The 15,478-nt window shown below is 59.8% G+C and carries 13 protein-coding genes; 5 read left to right on the forward strand and 8 right to left on the reverse strand.

The genetic code is table 11. The features are described 5' to 3' along the window. Nucleotides 1-79: 79 nt before the first annotated feature. From argS to PRI8871_RS10470, 3 genes are read right to left on the reverse strand one after another with little or no spacing between them, the layout of a single operon-like run. Nucleotides 80-1,822 (reverse strand): arginine--tRNA ligase, encoded by a 1,743-nt coding sequence (gene argS / locus PRI8871_RS10460; RefSeq protein WP_108886165.1) that lies wholly within the window; start codon nt 1,820-1,822, stop codon nt 80-82. A gap of 49 nt (nt 1,823-1,871) precedes the next feature. Beyond that, nucleotides 1,872-3,698 carry a cation:proton antiporter gene (locus tag PRI8871_RS10465; RefSeq protein ID WP_108886166.1) on the reverse strand — a complete coding sequence of 609 codons (1,827 nt, stop codon included), beginning with the start codon at nt 3,696-3,698 and terminating at the stop codon, nt 1,872-1,874. Between the two features lie 41 nt (nt 3,699-3,739). Then, nucleotides 3,740-4,921 carry a deoxyguanosinetriphosphate triphosphohydrolase gene (locus PRI8871_RS10470; protein WP_108886167.1) on the reverse strand — a complete coding sequence of 394 codons (1,182 nt, stop codon included), beginning with the start codon at nt 4,919-4,921 and terminating at the stop codon, nt 3,740-3,742. 81 nt (nt 4,922-5,002) lie between these two features. On the opposite strand from PRI8871_RS10470, the gene PRI8871_RS10475 reads away from it, so the two are divergent. Continuing rightward, the gene (locus PRI8871_RS10475) at nt 5,003-5,326 is read left to right on the forward strand and encodes a HesB/IscA family protein (protein WP_108886168.1); all 324 of its coding nucleotides are present in this window, start codon (nt 5,003-5,005) and stop codon (nt 5,324-5,326) included. 4 nt (nt 5,327-5,330) lie between these two features. On the opposite strand, the gene PRI8871_RS10480 is transcribed toward PRI8871_RS10475, so the two are convergent. The 3 genes from PRI8871_RS10480 to PRI8871_RS10490 all read right to left on the reverse strand — a co-directional run bounded on the left by PRI8871_RS10480 (nt 5,331) and on the right by PRI8871_RS10490 (nt 7,916). Beyond that, complete coding sequence (locus tag PRI8871_RS10480; protein ID WP_245897826.1) at nt 5,331-6,233, reverse strand: DMT family transporter; 903 nt, start codon at nt 6,231-6,233, stop codon at nt 5,331-5,333. Beyond that, nucleotides 6,230-7,300 carry a DUF6902 family protein gene (locus PRI8871_RS10485; protein WP_108886169.1) on the reverse strand — a complete coding sequence of 357 codons (1,071 nt, stop codon included), beginning with the start codon at nt 7,298-7,300 and terminating at the stop codon, nt 6,230-6,232. The genes PRI8871_RS10480 and PRI8871_RS10485 overlap by 4 nt, the downstream gene beginning before the upstream one ends. Before the next feature lie 70 nt (nt 7,301-7,370). Further along, complete coding sequence (locus tag PRI8871_RS10490; protein WP_108886170.1) at nt 7,371-7,916, reverse strand: DUF6749 family protein; 546 nt, start codon at nt 7,914-7,916, stop codon at nt 7,371-7,373. Nucleotides 7,917-8,248: 332 nt separating this feature from the next. Here PRI8871_RS10490 and xth point away from each other — a divergent pair, with 332 nt between their 5' ends. Then, nucleotides 8,249-9,031, forward strand: a complete 783-nt coding sequence (gene xth, locus PRI8871_RS10495) for an exodeoxyribonuclease III (protein WP_108886171.1) — start codon at nt 8,249-8,251, stop codon at nt 9,029-9,031. A 121-nt stretch (nt 9,032-9,152) separates the two neighbouring features. Next, nucleotides 9,153-11,264 carry a calcium-binding protein gene (locus tag PRI8871_RS20120; RefSeq protein ID WP_108886172.1) on the forward strand — a complete coding sequence of 704 codons (2,112 nt, stop codon included), beginning with the start codon at nt 9,153-9,155 and terminating at the stop codon, nt 11,262-11,264. Between the two features lie 26 nt (nt 11,265-11,290). Here the strand turns inward: PRI8871_RS20120 and PRI8871_RS10505 are convergent, their stop codons facing one another. Together PRI8871_RS10505 and dksA are read right to left on the reverse strand one after the other, a co-directional pair. After that, nucleotides 11,291-12,463: an FAD-dependent monooxygenase gene (locus PRI8871_RS10505; protein ID WP_108886173.1), complete on the reverse strand. Its 1,173-nt coding sequence runs from the start codon at nt 12,461-12,463 to the stop codon at nt 11,291-11,293. Between the two features lie 85 nt (nt 12,464-12,548). Further along, nucleotides 12,549-12,971, reverse strand: coding sequence for an RNA polymerase-binding protein DksA (dksA, locus tag PRI8871_RS10510; RefSeq protein ID WP_108886212.1), 423 nt, complete (start codon nt 12,969-12,971; stop codon nt 12,549-12,551). Between the two features lie 277 nt (nt 12,972-13,248). On the opposite strand from dksA, the gene PRI8871_RS10515 reads away from it, so the two are divergent. Both PRI8871_RS10515 and PRI8871_RS10520 read left to right on the forward strand, forming a co-directional pair. Beyond that, a complete protein-coding gene (locus PRI8871_RS10515) occupies nt 13,249-14,532 on the forward strand; it encodes a VHL beta domain-containing protein (RefSeq protein WP_108886174.1) in 1,284 nt (427 codons plus the stop codon). Nucleotides 14,533-14,604: 72 nt separating this feature from the next. After that, nucleotides 14,605-15,450 carry an AAA family ATPase gene (locus PRI8871_RS10520; protein WP_108886175.1) on the forward strand — a complete coding sequence of 282 codons (846 nt, stop codon included), beginning with the start codon at nt 14,605-14,607 and terminating at the stop codon, nt 15,448-15,450. Nucleotides 15,451-15,478: the final 28 nt, after the last annotated feature.

Genomic DNA, 15,478 nt, shown 5'->3' on the forward strand with positions numbered 1-15,478 from the left:
CCGCCTCACTGCCGCGCCGGGGAAATTGCCCCGGACATCGTTTCTTGGTGCTGCCTCAACCGATCATGGCGCTTTATTGTCAGCGCATTTCTTCGACCGGAGTTACCCCCAAGATACCAAGACCGGCGGAAATAACAACCGCTACCGCCCGCGCCAGGGCGATTTTCGGCTGACTTGTGGCTGCGTCATCCTGAATCATGCGCAACGCTTCTTCTTTGTTGCCGCGATTGTAAAAGGTGCTGAACTCAGACACCAATTCGATCAGATAGGTTGCCACCCGGTGCGGTTCATTCGCTTTGGCGGCGATTTCCACCTGACGCGGCCAATCGGCCATCTTGCGCACCAGCGACAGTTCGGCCTCGTGGTCGATCTTGGACATATCCGCGCCGCCCAGCGTCGCGTCATCCACGGCGATGCCAGCTTCAGCCGCTTTGCGCAGGATCGAACAGATCCGCGCATGGCCGTATTGCACATAGTACACCGGGTTTTCGTTCGACTGTTCCAGCGCCTTGGCAAAGTCGAAATCAAGCGAGGCGTCGTTTTTACGGGTCAGCATGATAAAGCGGGTCACATCGGCGCCCACCTGTTCAACCACATCGCGCAGGGTCACGAACGTCCCTGCCCGCTTGGACATCTTGAACGGCTCGCCATTCTTATACAGCTTCACCAGCTGGATCAGCTTGATATCCAGCGGGGTCTTGCCATCGGACAGCGCCGACACGGCTGCTTTCATCCGTTTGACATAGCCGCCATGGTCCGCGCCGAAAATGTCGATCAGCTGGTCATAGCCGCGCTGCACCTTGTCAAAGTGATAGGCGATATCGGGGGCGAAATAGGTCCATGCGCCATCCGACTTCATGATCGGGCGGTCGACATCATCGCCATGTTCGGTCGATTTGAACAGGGTCTGTTCGCGCGGTTCCCAATCATCGGGCAGCTTGCCTTTTGGCGGCTCCAACGTGCCGCGATAGATTAGGCCTTTGCCCCGCAGGCTTTCGATGGCCGCTTCGATCCGGCCCGTGCCATAAAGCGATTTTTCCGAGAAGAAGACATCCATCTTCACGCCCAACTGCGCCAGATCTTCGCGGATCAGGTCCATCATCTTGCCGGTGGCAAAGTCGCGCACCTCTTCCAGCCAAACCTCTTCGGGTTCGTCCAGATAGGCATCACCCACCTTGGCCTTCAGTGCCTCACCGACTTCGATCAGATAGTCGCCGGGATAGGTGCCTTCGGGGAATTCCACATCCTGACCATGCGCTTCGAGGTAGCGCAGGTAGGTCGACCGCGCCAGCACATCGACCTGCGCACCGCCATCGTTGATGTAATATTCGCGCGTGACGTCGTAGCCCGCGAAATCCAGTAGCGACGACAGCGCATCGCCCACCACCGCGCCCCGCGTGTGGCCCACGTGCATGGGGCCAGTCGGGTTGGCGGATACGAACTCAACGTTGATCCGCTGACCCTTGCCCATGTCCGAACGGCCAAAATCACGGCCCGCCGACAGGATCGCCGGAACCAAACCCTGCCAGACCGTCGGGTTGAGCCGCAGGTTCAGGAAACCGGGGCCAGCCACTTCGGCACTGGCAATACGCGGATCTTCGGCCAGCTTGGCCGCCAGCACATCGGCGATGTCGCGCGGCTTCATCTTGGCCGGTTTTGCCAACACCATCGCGGCATTCGTCGCCATGTCCCCATGCAGCGGATCGCGCGGCAACTCGACGGCCACGTTTCGCGTGTCCAGATCACCGGGCAGCGTGCCCGCAGCTTCGAGTTTGGCCAGAGCCTCGATCACGAGGCCACGAATATCCGAGAACAGGTTCATCACAGTATCCTTTGTCTTGCGATGGTCTGTATCATGGCCAGATATGGCGTCAATGCTGCACGCTGCTGCGCTTTTCCCTTTCTGGAACCAAAACGATGATCGTGGTGCCCGCCCCGCCCTTCGGCTTGCGACTGTCATCCAGCAAGCGCAGCTGCATTTGCGGCGTCAATTCAGCCATCACAACGCCGTTGGGATTCATGTCGCGCCAATTGGCCAGCGTGAATTCTTCGGTCAGGCCAGTTGCCCGGAATTCCCACCCCGAGGCGATCCGATCCCGCGCGGCCTCAAAGGTATCACCGCAGCCCAAGCGCCGCCCCCCGAGCGTTGGGGGCAAGCTGTGCCGCGCTTTGTCATGCTTTTCGCGGCTGAACTGGAACACGTTTTCTCGCCCGAATTCTGGTGCAAGGTCGGTCGCCACAAGGGTGTTGTAGGCGTCGTTGTCCGTGGCGGCGATGATCTTTTCGTAGGGCATAAAGTCCAGCCGGTGTTCAGCCGCCTCAGACAGGATATCGCCGTAGAAGGTGCGCAGGTTGCGTTCACGGGCCATCCGCAGCCGTGCGCGGTTGGTGTCGGCAATCATCACCGGCAGTTCCAACGATTGCAGCACCTCGGCCAGCTTGACGCTCCAACGTGATCCGCCGACAATCAGAACCCCCGGCGCCGAGGATGCCGTAACCCCCAGTGCCCGCGCCATTGGCGACAGGGTAAACCCGTGCAGCACCACCGTCGCCGCCACCAGCGCAAAGGCCAGCGGCGGAATGGACGCGCCGTCTTCGATGCCGATCGACACCAGACGTTCGCCGAACAGGCCCGCCACCGCCACCAGCACCACGCCGCGCGGGCCGGTGAAAGCCACAAGCAGGCGTTCGCGCCACGGCACATCGGAAAAGGCCAGCGAAATCAGCACTGGCAAGGGCCGCGCCACCAGAACCACAGCCAGCACGAACAGCAGCGTGCGCAGGTTCAGCGACATCAGCGTTTCGCGGTTCATGTTCGCGGCCAGCAGGATGAACACCCCCGAGACCAGCAGAACCGTCGCATGTTCCTTGAAGCGGCGGATTTCGGCGTAGCTGGGCAGATGCGCGTTGGCGATATAGACACCCATGACGGTCACCGCCAAAAGCCCGCTTTCATGCAGCGTTGCATCGGACACGGCAAAGACCGCCAGGACGGATACGAACAGCACCGGCACTTTCATGTATTCCGGCACCAGCGCATTGCGGAAAGCCCGCGCCAGGCCCCAACCGCCGATCCCGCCCAGAACCACCGCGACGGTGATACCGGTCAGAAGAACCTGCACCGCGTGGCCCGCATCGGTTGCGGTGCGCAGCACGATGACCACCTCAAAGGCCAGAACCGCCGCCAAAGCGCCGACCGGGTCGTTGACGATGGCCTCCCATTGCAGCAACGCCGCCGGACGGCGTTTCAGCCGCGCTTGGCGCAGCAAGGGCGCGATCACCGTTGGCCCCGTCACGATCATGATGCCGCCAAATACGGCCGAGCTTTCCCAGCTTAGGCCCGCCGCATAGTGCAGCGCCGCCGTCGAGGAAATCCACCCCAAGGGCGCGCCATAGATCACCAAGCGGCGCACACCCCGCGCGGCATCCGACAGGCTTTCGAAATTCAGGGTCAGCCCGCCCTCAAACAGGATGATGGCAACCGCAATCGCGACCATCGGCTGAAGCAAATCGCCAATATCCCGCGCCGGATCAATGATATTCAGCCCCGGCCCCACGGCCAGCCCAGCCACCAGCATCACAACAATGCCGGGCAAGCGCATGCGCCACGCCAGCCATTGCGACCCGACGCCAAGCGCCCCCACAAGTCCAAGCGCCAAGACAGGCGCCAGCCCTGCTGCGTCTCCTGCTGTTGCCATGTTTTGCCCTCACGTCCGGCAGGCCGTTCGGGCCTGCGAAATTATATCCGAGACAGGTGTTGCTGTAGCGCCTTGGCCGAAGCATCCCCGCCGATCAGCCTTGCGTGTTCTTGCAGCGCAAAGCGATCTGTCATCCCAGCGATATAGTCCGAAACGATCCGCGCCAACTGTGTCTTGGTCTCAACTTCCGCAACGTCTTTGCGCCACTGCCGGGGCAATTGGCCCGGATTGTCAATGTAGAACGGAAATAGATCGCGGATCACCTGCGTCACCTCAACCCGCATCGAGACCACCTCGGGCGCGCGATACATGCGGTGGAACAAGAACTTACGAATAACCTTCAAATCCGCCCACAAAGCCGGGGTGAAGAAGATCATCATTTGCCCGGCCATGCGGATATCGGTCACCGATTGCGGCTGCAATTCCCCCAGCGTTTTCTGCGCATTGGCAATCACATCCTCAACCAGAACGCCGAAAAAGCGGCGCAGCGCCTCATACCGGCGGCGATAGTAATTCAGGCCGGGATATTTGCGGTCAACCTCGGCAAAGCAATCGCACAGGATTGGCAATTCGGCCAATTCGTCGGTCGAAAACAATTCGGCCCGCAAGCCGTCATGCAGATCGTGGTTGTTATAGGCAATGTCGTCCGACAATGCGGCAACCTGCGCTTCGGCGCTGGCGTGGGTGTGCAATTCCAGATCGTGTTTGGCGTTATATTCGGCCATCGCCCAAGGGATTTCACCGGTCACCGGGCCATTGTGCTTGGCAATGCCTTCCAGCGTGTCCCAGGTCAGGTTCAGCCCGTCGAACGTAGCGTAGTGTCGTTCAAGCTCGGTCACGATGCGAATGGCTTGGGCGTTGTGATCAAACCCGCCATAAGGCAGCATCAGTTCGGCCAATGCGTCTTCGCCAGTGTGGCCAAAGGGCGTGTGCCCAAGGTCATGCGCCAGCGCCACGGCCTCGGTCAGCTCCGAGTTCAGACCGATGGTGCCGGCAATCGTCCGCGCCACCTGCGCCACCTCGATCGAATGGGTCAGACGGGTGCGAAAAAAGTCACCCTCATGTTCGACAAAGACCTGTGTTTTGTGCTTGAGCCGCCGAAACGCCGACGCGTGAATGATCCGATCACGGTCCCGCTGAAAGGCCGAGCGAAAGGTGCTTGCGTCTTCGGCATGGAGACGGCCGCGCGTTTGCGCGGGGTCGCACGCATAAGGTGCCTGCATCTGCCTGATATCCTTGTGGCTTGTCCCTGTGCCTCCTATATTGCAGTTCAACGGAAAGTGGAACCGTTGCAGGAGACCCCGATGCAATTGCCCCCCAAAGTCACAGATCGCGCCTTTGACCGTCTGGCCGAGATCGGCGCAGGCGATCAGGGACAGGCCCTGCGCATCGCCGTTGAAGGCGGTGGCTGCTCTGGGTTTCAGTATGACATCCGGCTGGATGAACCCGGCGCGGATGATCTGGTGCTGGAACGCGATGGCCAGAAGGTTGTCGTGGACGCGGTGTCTTTGCCGTTCCTGTCGAACGCGACCATCGACTTTTCGGATGAGCTGATTGGCGCGCGTTTCGTGATCGAAAATCCGAATGCCGCCAGCTCTTGCGGATGCGGAACAAGCTTTTCGATCTAAGGACTTACACCGTTTGGTTTGAGCGTTGCGGCAAGTGTTCGTCAAGCACCAGCATGATGCCCGACACCACGACCATTGCCACCCCCAGCACGACGCCCGAGGACGGGATTTCGTCAAACACCAGGGCGCCGAGCAACACCATCCAGATGAACTGAACGTTCAGCAACGGCAGGGCAATGAAGGCCGGTAGCAGCCGCAGGCCCACCACGATCAGGGCGCGGCCAATGAACAGCAAAATCGCATAGGCCAGGATCCAGCCCAGATCGGCCATCGGCACCGGCTTCCAAACAAATGGCAGGGCGCAGGCCATAACCACAAACAGCGCAAGGTTCGGGTAGAACACCTGCGCCATATCGTTGCGTTCCGCCTGGCTGATCCGGCGCGACAACAGCATCGACAACGTGCCGGTGACCCCGGCAAACAGCGCCCACAAATGCCCGACTTCAAGGCTGCCCGGCCCTTCGTGGATGATGAACACCACGCCAACGGCCCCAACCACCAGCGCGATCCAGCCCATTGCGCGCACTGGTTCGCCCAGAAGCGGGCCGCTTAGGAAGGCCGCGAAGATCGGCATCAGCGCCATGAAGAAGAACACATCCGCCAAGGGCAAGTTGCGGAAGGCATAGAAAAATCCGATGGATGCCAGCACGGTGAACAGCGCCCGCAGCGCCATGGTCCATGGCATGGTGGTTTTCAGCCCAAACCGGCCATTTGCCCCCGCCCCGCGATCCCGCAACAGGCTGGACGTGCAGCTAAGCGCGACGACGACAAAGGCCGAGATCGCGAACAATTGCGGGGCGTCATAGGTTCCGGCAATGCGCTTGGTGATGGCATCGCCCGATGCCATCAGCGCCGTATAGAGAACGACAATGGCGCTGCCGCCAACTATGCCGGATGGTGATTTCAAACAGACCCCGTTCGTGCTGCCCGCGAAAAACCTTCGAAGAAACGGTCAAACCCATCGCAGGACGTTTCTGCCAGATGCAGAAGGTTCAATGCTTCGGGGGACAGCCACTGTTCGACGGAACGGCGCATCGCGGACCAGTTGGCCGAACGGCCCTGACCCATCTGATACATGCATTCCGACATTTGGCGCAACGGCGCAACTCCTGATTGAACGCGATCAAATCGAACTCTGCTATTGTTGAGCGACTTTCGAAATGGTTCAAGCCCTTTAATTGCAGCAAACCAGTTGCACATTAGATACGTATGATAGTCATCCTGAATCGAAATAGCGTCACCTTCGGTTAATTCAAAGGCGCGCATCTCGGCCAAAACCCAATCTGTCCATGCGGCGGGCGGTGTCCGACCAGCCCAAACCATCGATATGCAGATCTCGGCCATCAGGTCGACGTTCTGATCGAGGAAGGCCAGCATCCCGGCATGTTCAAGGCTGGTCATCGCCTCCTCTGACAGGCCCGGATCGCGGCGGCCATATTCGCTCAGATAAAAGACGATATGGGTCAGTTCATAGGCGGCTTTCTTGTTCGGCAGCGCGAAGGCACGCGAATTGCCAATAAAGCCGTGAAGACGGTCGGTTAGACCGGGATCTTGCGGCAGCGGATCGCGCCCTCGGCGGGCCATCAGACGGCTTGCCTCGGCCCGTTGCAGATCCGACAATTCGGCCCGCACCAGATCATCTGAAATCGCCCGATCGATCAGACGTTCGGACACATCGCCGGGCATGCCCAGATCTTCCAGATCCAAGGCGATGGACAGGAAAAACCGGTAGTATTGCGGGAAGAAGGCGAACCGATCTTCCAGCCCTGCGTAGAAATCGGCATGCGGCGCAAGCAAATGGTCAACTTGCTGGCCAGTCGTTTCCAAAATATTAAGAACTTCGGCATTTTCCTTGAGCCAATACACATCGTCGCCGAACCTGCGATGTGTGGCGAAGATGTCCAGAAGCGCGCTCAGGCGCGCCTCCAGGCTTTCAATGCGGTTGGGAACGGGCAGTGTTACGATCTTGGACATCTGAGTTTCCTTTGATCTTCGTCTTTGGAACGAGGGCTGACCGCCCCCAACCGGCATCGCACACGCGCGCTTACTTGGGTTCCGACCAGGACGGGAACAGCTCGGTCGCGTCACCTTCGGTCATGTCCGACTTGGCGGCCGGGCCCGACCACGACGGGAAGGCACCGGTGGCATTGCCGGTGGTCATTTCGCCGGACTGCGGCTCGGACCAGGACGGGAACAGGTCGGTTGCGTCGCCTTTGGACATTTCCGCCTCGGCCGAGGGGCCGGACCACGACGGGAAGGCACCAGTGGCATTGCCGGTGGTCATGTCGCCGGTCTGCGGCTCGGACCACGAGGGGAACAGGTCGGTTGCATCGCCTGCGGTCATGTCAGATGCGGCGGCAGGGCCGGACCACGACGGGAAGGCGCCAGTGGCATTGCCGGTGGCCATATCGCTGGCCTGCGGCTCGGACCACGACGGCATCAGGCCAGTTGCATCGCCCATCAGCATATCAGCACCGGTTTCCGGGCCGGACCACGACGGAACAAGATCAGTTGCATCACCATTGAATGCGCTGTTTTTCGCAGTCTTTACAATAGCTTCACGGGCAACGGTTTTCAGCAGAGCAGTCATCAGAACCTCCTAGTTGCTAGACTGACTTCACGCTTTTCAATTTTTCGTTGCGCTGCAATAAGTTTTTTCTTGTTAAAATTGTGTCCTGAGGATTATCCACAGCAGAAGATGACGCTAAGGAATTCGCGCCAATTCCATTCCAAGATTATCCACAGAAAAATAAAAATCTTTTCCACAGATCCTGATTGTTGATAAATCCCGCCCCAATTCTGCCCGACAAATCGGCGAATCTGGCGAATTGGGCGCGAATCCCCTGCCACTGATTCCAAAACCCGGCGCTTGAACCCGGCCCTGCCATCGGCGATAGATCGGGAAACAGCCCGGAGGCCCGCATGAAAATCGCCAGTTTCAACATCAACGGCATCAAGGCCCGGATCGAGGCGCTGACGCGCTGGCTCAATGAGGCTCAGCCAGATGTGGTGGTCCTGCAAGAAATCAAGTCGGTCGATGAGGGTTTCCCGCGCGACCATTTCGAGGACATGGGCTATAATGTCGAGACGCACGGGCAAAAGTCGTTCAACGGCGTTGCAATCCTGTCGAAACTGCCGCTTGAGGACGTCACGCGCGGATTGCCGGGCGACGATAGCGACGAACAGGCCCGCTGGATTGAGGCAACGGTGACCGGAAACCATTCATCGGTGCGGGTCTGCGGGCTGTATCTGCCCAATGGCAACCCCTGCCCCGGGCCGAAATACGATTACAAACTGGCGTGGATGGCGCGGCTTGAAGCGCGCGCGCGTCAGTTGATGGCCGATGAAATGCCCGCGCTTATGGCGGGAGACTATAACGTCATTCCGCAGGCCGAGGACGCAGCCAAGCCCGAAAGCTGGACAGAAGACGCGCTGTTCCGCCCCGAAACCCGCGCCGCCTTTCGCCGGATCCTAAACCTTGGCTTTACCGAAGCCTTCCGCGCCCGCACCCAAGGGCCGGGGCATTACAGTTTCTGGGATTATCAGGCGGGGGCATGGCAGCGGAACAATGGCATCCGCATCGACCACTTCCTGCTGACCCCGGCCTGCGCCGATATGATGACCGATTGCCAGATCGACAAAGACACCCGCGCGGGCGACAAACCGTCAGATCACGTGCCGATCTGGATCACCCTCGACGCATAGGCGGATAATGGCCGATCGCGCCAAGGCCACGTGATCTTTACGTGAAAGCGGCCCGCAGGGGTTGTTTTGTGATACTTTTGCCGAAACACTTTCCCCAGATATTTTATTTCGGGGAAAGATTATGGCCATCGCTCATTCAACCGTCACCGACAATTCACTATTGCCGTTCAACACCGCAGGCGGAGTCAATCTGTTTGAGGGGCAAAATTACGTTTACAGGGACACCCAAAGCCAATGGGTCGAACTGGCTGATATTTTTGCCAATGGTATCCAGTTGGGGGATGAGACCTATACTGGTTTCAACGTCAAACCTGGGTACGGCCTCCAGTTTGGCAATGGTCAAGGCTATGACACCACACGCATCGCAGCCTTATACTCCAATATTCGGGACTATTACTACCGAAGTGCCAGTGACCTGACAGGCGTCTACGTCGACAAGAACACCGATCGGGATTCTGTCGTTATCACTTGGTATGAGATGCAGACCTCTGGCTTCACCGATGCCTCGGTGACGATGCAGGTCGAATTGATGGACCGCGGTGATGGCGATGCCGAGGTGATTTTCCGGTTCAATGACGTAACCGGCTTAAACTATTATCCGCACCACCAATATGGACCCAGCTTTTTTGTCATCGATGGGGAAGGCAGTGCGCGCACACCGCTAGGCTATGTTCCCGGATTGGAAATGTCGCAATATGACACCATCGTTGGCAACACTGGCGTCGCAGGCGTGTGGCAGTTTACCTTGGAAGACGGACAGCTGAACACTAGCGAGTTTGCGACTACGGCCGTGATCGAGGACGGAACTTCGGGTGACGACAGTTACACCGGCTCTTTGCTGGGCGATGCCATTCGTGGGGCGGACGGCAATGATACACTGGACGGCGGTTATGGGAACGACACCCTAAACGGGGGAGCAGGCGATGACTCACTGACGGGCGGGTTTGGTTGGAACTTCCTGTTTGGCGGGGATGGCAACGATACCCTCGACAACAGAGGCTCTAGCGGCGGTGAACTGTACGCCGGGGCCGGTGACAATCTTGTCAGAGGCGGTGGGGGAATGGAAACGATCACGGCCGGGAATGGAAATGACTCCATCTACGCGGGTGAAGGCAGCAACACCATCAATGCCAGCAGCGGCGAAAACCGGATCATCACCGGCAGTGGCCACGACCGTATCACCACCGGCATCGACGCCGACGCGATCCAATCAGGGTGGGGCAATGACACGATCAACACCTTCGCGGGCAATGACACTGTTGAGGCCGGGGGCGGCAATGACACGGTCCATTCCGGCGATGGCGACGATCTGGTGGTTGGCGGCGATGATCAAGACTACATCACCGCGGGCCTTGGCGATGATTTTGTGAATGGCGGGGCAGGCGATGACAAAATCCTCGGGGCTGCTGGCAACGATACGCTCCTGACCGGGACAGGGAGTGACACGGTTTATGGCGGCGAAGGCAATGACAGCCTTGATGGCGGTACGGCAGCTGAATCGTCCTATCGGTATTACGATTATTCTATCTATCGCTATGTCTACTCTACGCCGGGCAAAGAATTGAACGGCGACGCTGGCGATGACACCATCATGGGCAGCCATTACAACGACACGATCAGCGGCGGCACCGGCAATGACTATATCGACGGGCGGCGCGGCAATGACAGCATTGGCGCGGGCGATGGCGACGATACGATCATCGGCTCGGAATGGGACGGCACGGATGAGGATTGGATCTATGCCGGGGATGGCGCGGATTCAGTCTTTGGCGGCGGCGGTCATGACACGATCTATGGCGGCGCGGGCAATGACACGCTGGTCGGCGGCTTCGGGCGCGACCTGATCCTTGGCGGCGACGGCGATGACATCATCTTTGGCGGCGAAGGCTATGACAACGTGACCGGCGGCGATGGCGCGGATAAGTTCGTGGCCTCTGGGGCCAAGACCGATGTCAGCGTGATCACCGATTACAACCCCGACGAAGGCGATGTGCTGGTTCTGGATGTGGCCAATGTCAGCGTCGGCAACCTGCGCCTGCTGGGCGACCGCCTGACGGATCTTAGCGGCAACCCCGCCGAATTCCGCAGCCTGTCGCTAATTGATGTGGGCGATGACGGCACCTTGGAACAGACGATCTTTACCTTCGCCAACGCGACCGAGCTGGACCGTCTGGTGCTGCATATGGCCGACGGCGGAATTGTGCAGGACGTGATCGACCTGGACCTGTTCTGATCGGCTAGGGGGCGGGTCGCCGCCCCCTAGCCTTTCGTCACGTCGTGGCAGTACAGCCAATCGAATTGATGCAATAGCTTGCCGGGGGTGACCCGGCTTGCAATCCCCAGCCCCAGATGGGCCGCCATGCGCAGCGGGCCGGGCCCAAGATGGTATTTCCACGCATTGCCATTGGCCGCCTCGATCACACGGACAGCCCTGTCGCGGCGGCGGGCCTGATAGCTGGCCAGCCCGGCCGCGATATCCGGCGCTTTGGCCAAGGCGTCGGCCAGCACCCAAGCATCCTCAAGCGCCATATTCGCGCCCTGCGCCATATAGGGCAGCGTCGGATGCGCGGCATCGCCAAGGATCACTGCGTTTTCACCATACCAGCGTTCGGCCACCGGGTGGCGGAACAGCCCCCATAGCAAGGGCCGGTCCGCCTGTTTGATCAACCGCTGCGCCATCCCGCCGAAATCGGCAAAGGCCCGGCGCAGGTTGGCCGGATCGTCGGGGTGGTTCCAGTTTTCATCGGCCCAATGGCTGCGTTCCTGCGCGGCCACCAGATTGACAACGGACCCATCGCGCAGCGGATAGCTGACCAGATGCCGCCCGCCGCCCATATGCACCATAGCGTGATCGGGGTGGCGAACCGTGTTCGGCACAACCGCGCGCCAGACCACATGGCCGGTAAAGAACGGGTTCGCCGCGCCATTGAGCGCTTTGCGCAGGCACGAATGCAGCCCATCCGCCCCGATCACCAGATCACAGCTGCGCCGGTCGCCCGTGGTCAGTTCGATGCAGGGGCGCGGCCCCGGATTGATCGCCTGGACATGCTGCAAAAGCCGGATTTGCACCCCGGCCTCACGCGCCTTGGCCGACAGCAGGTTGATGATGTCGGCCCGATGGACAAAGTAATAGCCCTGATCGGATGGCAATCGGGTCAGGTCGATGCGTGCCACTTCGCGCCCCGTTGCGCCATTGCGCAGGCTAACCGCCTGCCCGCGCACCGATGCGGCCGCCAGATCATCCGCCAGCCCCAGTGCCTCGATCACCCTCAGACCATTGGGCGACACCTGAATGCCTGCGCCCACTTCGGTGATGGCCTCGGCCTGTTCCAACACGGTGACATCCGCCCCCCGCGCCCGTAGCGCCAAGGCCGCCGCCAGCCCGCCAATTCCGGCGCCGACCACAGTGATATTCAGGTTCGATAATGTCATGACCGTCGTTATAAAAACGCCGGAGCAATTGCCCCGGCGAGATTGGTATCAGCCCATAGGGCCCACGCACCCAACGATGCGCAGATCAATCGTCGCGATGTACTTTTTCGCGGCGTTCGTGCCGTTCCTGGGCCTCAAGGCTCATGGTGGCGATGGGACGTGCGTCCAGTCGCTTGAGCGAAATTGGCTCGCCCGTCACTTCGCAATAGCCGTATTCGCCTTCGTCGATGCGGCGCAAGGCGGCATCGATCTTGGACACCAGCTTGCGCTGACGGTCGCGTGTACGCAGTTCCAGCGCACGGTCCGTTTCTTCGGAAGCACGATCCGCCACATCGGGGATGTTGCGCGTGCTATCCTGCAACCCTTCAATCGTATCACGACTGTCGGCCAGCAGGTCTTTTTTCCAATCGATCAGCTTACGACGGAAATATTCCAGCTGCCGTTCATTCATGAACGGCTCATCCTCAGCCGGTGTATAATCGTCGGGAAGAAAGTTTTCAGCTTTCATTTTGGGTTCCTCATCAACGCCGATATCCGACATTAGGCACCTCCAGATATCTGGCATTCCTCGAAAGGGCCTTACCCCATGGGTCTGCCATTGTCACTAGCCAAAAGGCCAAAAAACGGCTCAGCGCGAAATTGTTATCCTTAGAAAATCGTTACAAAATCTCAGCTTGCCGCAAAGCGCCCAAGATGTAGAGTGCGCACGCCAAAGATCAATTTTCATGGGTTTGGCGTCTGAATTGCCCCCTGAATGACCGTGTTTGCGCTATCGGAGCCTTTGAATGCGTTTGATTTCCTCAGCACTCGCCCTTGCGGGCCTCACAACTGTTTTCGCCGCCCCCGCTCAGGCCGTTGATTGGGGCCAGCATTATGCCTCAGTTCGCGATTGGGATGTTTATCAATCCGACATTTCGGGCTGTATTGCCGCCCGCCCATCGGGCCAAATGGTCGATATGGCAATGCTGATCGCCCCGGCCAGCGGGTTTGAGCTGATGTTCTCCAGTTCGCTACCCAATGACAGTTTGGCAAGTGTCTTGGTCACCATTGATGGCCGGTCCACCCATGACGAATATATCGCCGTCGACGGCTGGCTGCATGGCGTGTTTGACACGCCCCTGCGCGAAGCCATGGCCGCATCCAGCAGCGCCGAAGTGATGATCGACGGCCTCCCGATGACCTTTCCGATGGATGGTGTGACGGCGGCCCTGCTCAAGCTGCAAGATTGCTGGTTCGATCTGGCTCAGCCCGATCCGAACACATCGCGCGCCCTGCCCGTGGCGCTGCCGTCCAAATCCGGCGGTCAGGCACCGGGCCGCGCCCCCACGCGCCCCACAGCTGCGCCCATGGTTCCGGCGGTCACCACCACGCATTACGACACTGCCCGCGACTGGACCGTTCACGCCGAACAAAACGCCCATGGCTTTGCCGGCTGCGCGATGACCCGCGGCCCCGGCTTTGATCTGTCGCTGGCCCGTTTCGGCGGCGCATGGACGCTACGCTTTCCGTTCAATGCCCCCGACGGCACACGCATCACCGCCGATATGGATCTGGACCGCGCCAGCGCATTGGCCGATCTGACCGTCCTGAATGGCGTCGCTGAGGGCGAGATTGGCGAATCCTGGGTCGAAGGCATCGCCCTTGGCCGCCGGTTCTTTGTCAGCTTGGGTGGCCCGCAATCCCGGATTTCGCTGTCCGGCACTGCCGCCGCGATCACCAAGGTCGAAGAATGCGACATGAACTTCGGCGTGGTTCCCGTCGCTCAGACTGCCGTCGAAAACGACGCCCTGCGCCCCGGCCCCAACTGTCCGGCCATGGGCAGCATGCGGTCGCCAAACCTTCAGGATCTGGGCAATATCACCTTCATCAACCAAACGGATGCAGCCATTAATCTTTATTGGTTGGACTTTAACGGCATGCCGCAGGAAATGGGCGGCCTTCTGCCCGGCGACATCGCCCGCTTCAATTCGGTTGCCGGGCATTACTGGCTGGCACGCGATGTCCACGGCACCTGCCACGGCGGCACCATCGAAGTGCCCTTTGGCGACACCTCCTACGAGATCCGCTAACCCCTTCGGCCCCCGCTTGAAAAGCCGGGGGCCGAGGTCTACCACTGTGCCGGACAAAAGGAAGGACGCGCAATGACCACCCGTTTTGACGGCACCGACAGCTATGTCGCCACCGACGATCTGACCATGGCCGTGAACGCCGCCATAACGCTGGAACGGCCGCTGCTGGTCAAGGGCGAGCCGGGCACAGGCAAAACGGAACTGGCGCGTCAGGTCGCCTCGGCGCTTGACCTGCCGATGATGGAGTGGAACATCAAATCCACCACAAAGGCGCAACAGGGCCTTTACGAATACGACGCCGTCAGCCGCCTGCGCGATAGCCAACTCGGCGAAGAACGCGTGCATGACGTCAAGAATTACATCAAAAAGGGCAAGCTCTGGCAGGCGTTTGAAGCCGAACAAAAGGTCGTTCTGCTGATTGACGAGATCGACAAGGCCGATATCGAGTTCCCGAACGACCTGCTGCAAGAACTCGATAAGATGGAGTTCCACGTCTACGAGACCGGCGAGACGATCAAAGCACGCGTGCGCCCGATCGTCATCATCACCTCGAACAACGAAAAAGAACTGCCCGACGCCTTCCTGCGCCGCTGCTTTTTCCATTACATCCGTTTCCCCGAGGCCGACGTGATGCGCAAAATCGTCGAAGTACACCACCCCGGCATCAAGGGCGAATTGCTGACCGCCGCGCTGACCCAGTTCTATGAGCTGCGCGAACAGCCGGGGCTGAAGAAAAAGCCTTCCACCTCCGAAGTGCTCGATTGGCTCAAGCTGCTGCTGGCCGAGGATCTGGCACCCGAAGACCTCAAGCGTGACGGGGCCAATGCCCTGCCGAAACTGCACGGCGCGCTGCTGAAGAACGAACAGGACGTGCACCTGTTCGAACGTCTCGCCTTCATGGCGCGGCGGCAACGATGACCCGGGCCGTGGACTGGAGGGCGGGCCG

Source organism: Pseudoprimorskyibacter insulae, from assembly GCF_900302505.1.
Classification (GTDB): domain Bacteria; phylum Pseudomonadota; class Alphaproteobacteria; order Rhodobacterales; family Rhodobacteraceae; genus Pseudoprimorskyibacter; species Pseudoprimorskyibacter insulae.